This is a genomic window from Kitasatospora sp. NPDC059571, assembly GCF_042735675.1.
Taxonomy (GTDB): Bacteria; Actinomycetota; Actinomycetes; order Streptomycetales; family Streptomycetaceae; genus Kitasatospora.
Genome location: NZ_JBHWBW010000563.1, coordinates 1 through 4,711 on the forward strand (window position 1 = coordinate 1; position 4,711 = coordinate 4,711).

General features: G+C 74.7%; 4 protein-coding genes and 1 tRNA gene. 1 reads left to right on the top strand and 4 read right to left on the bottom strand.

Translation table 11 applies throughout. The annotated features are described in order from the left end of the window. Positions 1-569: 569 nt before the first annotated feature. Together ACFV0G_RS35535 and ACFV0G_RS35540 are read right to left on the bottom strand one after the other, a co-directional pair. Positions 570-1,934 (bottom strand): FAD-binding oxidoreductase, encoded by a 1,365-nt coding sequence (locus tag ACFV0G_RS35535; RefSeq protein ID WP_380556855.1) that lies wholly within the window; start codon positions 1,932-1,934, stop codon positions 570-572. Positions 1,935-2,134: 200 nt separating this feature from the next. Continuing rightward, entirely contained in the window at positions 2,135-2,746 is a 612-nt protein-coding gene (locus ACFV0G_RS35540) for an antibiotic biosynthesis monooxygenase (RefSeq protein ID WP_380556857.1), read from the bottom strand. 173 nt (positions 2,747-2,919) lie between these two features. Between ACFV0G_RS35540 and ACFV0G_RS35545 the strand changes: the two genes are divergently transcribed. Beyond that, on the top strand, positions 2,920-3,318 hold the full coding sequence (locus ACFV0G_RS35545) for a hypothetical protein (protein WP_380556859.1): 399 nt from the start codon (positions 2,920-2,922) through the stop codon (positions 3,316-3,318). Positions 3,319-3,416: 98 nt separating this feature from the next. Here the strand turns inward: ACFV0G_RS35545 and ACFV0G_RS35550 are convergent. Together ACFV0G_RS35550 and ACFV0G_RS35555 are read right to left on the bottom strand one after the other, a co-directional pair. Beyond that, a tRNA-Ser gene (locus ACFV0G_RS35550) sits at positions 3,417-3,502 on the bottom strand. A gap of 60 nt (positions 3,503-3,562) precedes the next feature. After that, the coding region (locus tag ACFV0G_RS35555) for a S1C family serine protease (protein WP_380556861.1) at positions 3,563-4,711 on the bottom strand (1,149 nt) is incomplete at its 5' end.

Consider the following 4,711-nt stretch of genomic DNA (forward strand, 5'->3'; position numbering starts at 1 on the left):
CGATCCGGCACCCGCCCGCCGCCGCATGTCCGCTTCCGTCCGCGGCCGACCCTTTCCGCCGCGTTCCGGACGCCCTCGCCCGGTCGGGCCGCTCCCGTGTGCCCGGCGCCCCCGCCCGGCGGTGCGGTCGGCCCACGGCCGGCTCAGCGGGGGTCGGGCGCGCGCCCCCGGTGGGTCAGGGTGCCGCCGACGGCCGGGCGGGCGGGGTGCGAGCGCGTCATTCGGGCCTCCGTCGAGCAGGTGTACCGGTCCGGCGCGCGCCCGGCGGGTCCGCCGTCCGACGGGGCCGATGGGCGCGGCGCCGGGCACCAGGCTGGCGCAATTAATCGACAAAGGCATAGGGCGACCCCCGCGGTTCGCCCGTTGGCGTGATTCTCGGTGCGCAGACGCATGACCCGGCAGCCGACCGGACGGACCACGGCCACCCCCGCCCGACCTGCACCGACCCGGTGACGGCCGTGCCCTCCCGTCCGGCGCACCGTCCCTCGCACGCACGCCCCATCGGGCGCGCTCACCGTCGTACGCGCCCCCGCCCGCGGCGGCCGTCCGGCCCTCGGGTCGTCACGTGCTCAGAGCGCCTTGCCCGGGTTCAGGATGCCCAGCGGGTCGAAGACCGCCTTGATCTGCCGCTGGAGCTCCAGGGCAACCGGGCCGAGCTCCCGGGCCAGCCACTCCCGCTTGAGCAGCCCGATCCCGTGCTCGCCGGTGACCGTGCCGCCGAGCTCCAGGCCGAGCGCCATGATCCGGTCGAAGGACACCCTGGCCCGGGCGACCTCGTCCGGGTCGTCCGCATCGAAGATCACCACCGGGTGGGTGTTGCCGTCGCCGGCATGGCTGACGACCCCGATGGTCAGCCGCTCCTGCTCGGCGATCTCCGCGACGCCGTCCAGCATCGCGCCGAGCCGCGACCGGGGTACCGCCACGTCGTCGATCATCGTCGTGCCGAGCCGCTCCATCGCGGGCAGCGACAGCCGACGGGCCTGGAGCAGCAGGTCCGACTCCGCCTCGTCCTCGGCCGGCACCACCTCGCTCGCCCCGGCCTCCCGGCACAGCCGGGCCACCTCCGCCAGCTCGGCCTCCTTCGCCGGGCCGTCGAACGCCACCAGCAGCAGCGCCCTGGTCTCCTCCGGCAGCCCCATCCGGGCCATCGCGTTCACGGCCCGCACCGTCGTGGTGTCCATCAGCTCCATCAGCGACGGCACGTGGCCGGACTCCATCACCGCGCAGACCGCCGCGCTCGCCGAGGCGGTGCTCGGGAACTCCGCCGCGAGCGCGAGCTGCGGGGCGGGCGCGGGGCGCAGCGCCACCACCGCCTCGACCACTACCGCGAGCGTCCCCTCCGAACCGACCAGCAGCCGGGTCAGGTCGTAGCCGGCGACGCCCTTGGCCGTCCGCCGGCCGGTGGCCAGCCGCCGGCCGTCCGACAGGACGACCTCGAGGCCGAGCACGTACTCGCTGGTCACGCCGTACTTCACACAGCAGAGCCCGCCGGCGCCGGTGCCGATGTTGCCCCCGATGGTGCAGGACTCCCAGCTCGACGGGTCCGGCGGGTACGCCAGGCCGTGCCCGGCGGCCGCCCGCGACAGCTCGGCGTTGACCACGCCGGGCTGCACGACGGCGATCCGGTTCACCGGGTCGATCTCCAGGATCCGGTTCATCTTCACCATCGACAGGACGATGCAGCCGTCCACCGCGTTGGCGCCGCCGGACAGGCCGGTGCGGGCGCCCTGCGGGACGACCGGAACCCGCAGCTCGGAGGCCGTCCGCAGCACGTGCTGCACCTGTTCCACCGTCTCCGGGAACACCACCACCGCCGCGACACCGGCCTCGCAGAACCCGGCCATGTCGTGCGCGTAGGCCGCGACCACGTCCGGGTCGGTGGCGACGGACTCCTCCGGCAGCCCCTGCACCAACCGGTCGACCAGATCACCCATGGCAGCCTCCGCCTCCACGCGCCCGTCCGCGACCGGTCCCGTTGTGCGCGGATCGGCCGTGCCCTGTCCGTTCCGAACTCTGCCGCCGCCGGCGGGCGGCGGCAAGGAGGCGGCGGAACGGCGGGCGACCCGGGGCCGCGGCGTACGGGACGCCGGGACCACCGGGCCGGGGGACGGGGCGCGGGGCGCCCCGCGCGGCGTCAGGTGCCGGGCCGGTCCAGCAGGACGACCTCGAACTCCTCCAGGCTCCGCAGGACCACGCCCGCGGCCTTGGTGCCCTCGCCGCGGATGGCCGCGTGCGGGCCGCGCGAGGCCACCATCGAGGCCTTGTCCGCGAACAGCACCCCCACCGAGGCCCGGCCGGACGCCCGGTCCAGCAGCAGGGTCGCCGACCCGAAGCCGGGAACCTGCTGCAGCTTCGGCAGGACCCCGTCGCGGAAGGCGGTGACCATCCGGTCGGCCCCGGCCGGGTCGACGTCCACCCGGACCATCCGGAAGCCGGCACCCGGGCCGGCGTGCGCCGGCGGGGTGAAGACGACGGCCTCCCAGACGTCCGTGGTCACCGTGCCGGCGAACGGCGCCAGCAGGGCGGCCCGCCTGTCCTTCAGCTGCGCGTCGCTGTTCTCCCGGTCCGCCTCGGTCTCCCACCAGCTGCCCATCGCGATCTTGCCGAGCTCGCGGTCGGCGAACAGGCCGTACCCGCGGTAGCCGGGCTGGGACGCCAGCATCCGGGGCGCCTCCGCCCGGATGGTGTCCAGGACCTGGTCGATGCGTGCGGGGTCGCCGGTGGCGTAGACGGTACGGAGGTACATCGCTGCTCCTGTCCTCGGGCGGTACCGGGCCTGGCGGGCAGGACGGTACGGGCCGGGTGTGTGCCACCACCATCGGAGGCCCGGCACGGCGGGCGGGCAAGGCGGGGCGGTCCGTCCGGGCTACCGCCGCCCCGGGGAACGGCTCCCACCAGCGGTGATCCACAATGGCCCGCATGCTGCTGCCTCCCGACAAGGCCCACTTCGTGCCGGCCGAGACCCCGCTGCTCCTGCTCGACGGGGCGCCCGTCCACGACGCGCTGCCGCCGCTGCACGCCCCGGACGCCCAGCTGCCGCTCTGCCCGGGCTGGTCGGTCGCACCGATGGGGACGATGTGCCTGCTGGACGGCCCGGGCGACGCCGGCTGCCTCATCCCCGCGGTCGGCGGCGCCATCGCCGAACCGGCGGCCGCGCTGGAGGCGCTCGGCATCTGGCGCGAGGCCGTGGAACGGGCCGGCGGAGCCGCCGTGGTGTCCCTGCCCGCGCTCCCGGCCGACCCCAACACCCTGGACTGGTCCGCGGTCCTCACCGACGGCACGGCCCGCGGCGGCTTCGTCCCCGCGCTGAACCCCTGACCCGCCGGCCCGGCACGGCAGCCCGGGGCGGAGAACGCGAAGGGCGGGTGCCGACCGATGTCGGCACCCGCCCTGAGCAGGTACTTCTTCCTCACACGCGGAGGGTGTGGGATTTGAACCCACGGTGACCAGAGGCCACGACAGTTTTCAAGACTGTTCCCTTAGGCCGCTCGGGCAACCCTCCTGGCGGGGGTCAGCCTAACGGGTCGGAGCCGGTTCGGTGCACTCCGTTCCGGGTCCGGGGTCAGTTGTCGCCCTTGCGCTCGCCGAGGGTGACGGTGGTCGTGGCGGCCTTGCCGTCGCGGGTGTACTCGACCTGGACCTTCTCGCCGGGCTTGTGCGTCCAGATCTCGGAGACCAGGGTCGGGCCGCTGTCGATCGGGATGCCGCCGAGCTTGGTGATCACGTCGCCGGCCTTGAGGCCCGCCTGGTCGGCCGGGCCGCCGGGGGTGACCGCCGGGGTGCCCTGGACGGCCGCGGTCTGGATCTGCGCGCCGTCGCCCTTGTAGTCGTCGTTGCGCAGCACGCCGAGGATCGCGTAGACCGGGGTGCCGTCCTTGATCAGCGTCTCGGCGACCCACTTGGCCTGGTTGATCGGGATGGCGAAGCCGAGGCCGATCGAGCCGGCCCGGCCGGAGCCGCTGGTGTTGGACTGGATCGCCGAGTTGATGCCGATCACCGCGCCGGAGGCGTTGAGCAGCGGGCCGCCGGAGTTGCCCGGGTTGATCGAGGCGTCGGTCTGCAGGGCGTTCATGTACGAGGCCTGGGCGCCGGTGTCGTCGCCGGAGGCGACCGGGCGGTCCTTGGCGCTGATGATGCCCGTGGTGACGGTGCCCTCCAGGCCGTACGGCGCACCGATGGCGATGGTGGCGTCGCCGACCGCGACCTTGTCGGAGTCGCCGAGCGGCAGCGGGTTGAGCTTCTCCTTCGGCGGGTTGTCGAGCTTGACCACGGCCACGTCGTAGCCCTGGGCACGGCCGACCACCGAGGCGCTGTACGAGGAGCCGTCGGAGAACTTGACCGTCAGCTTGCCGCCGTTGGCCGCCGGGGCGACCACGTGGTTGTTGGTGAGGATGTGGCCCTCGGTGTCGAAGACGAAGCCGGTGCCCGTCCCCGACTCCTGCGAGCCGGAGGCCTTGATGGTGACGGTGCTGGGCAGTGCCTTGGCGGCGATGCCGGCCACCGAGTCGGGCGCCCGGTCGGTCACCTTGCGGCTGTCGCTGACGCTGACCGTGGTGCTGCTGTGCGAGGCGCCGCCGGAGCCGTTGTCGCCGTCCGCGACCGCGACGCCGATCGCGCCGCCGGCGATGCCGGCCACCAGCGCGACCGCGGCGATCAGCGCGACGAGCCCGCCGCGGCGGCGCTTGGGCGCCGGCCCCGCGGAGGGGTTCCT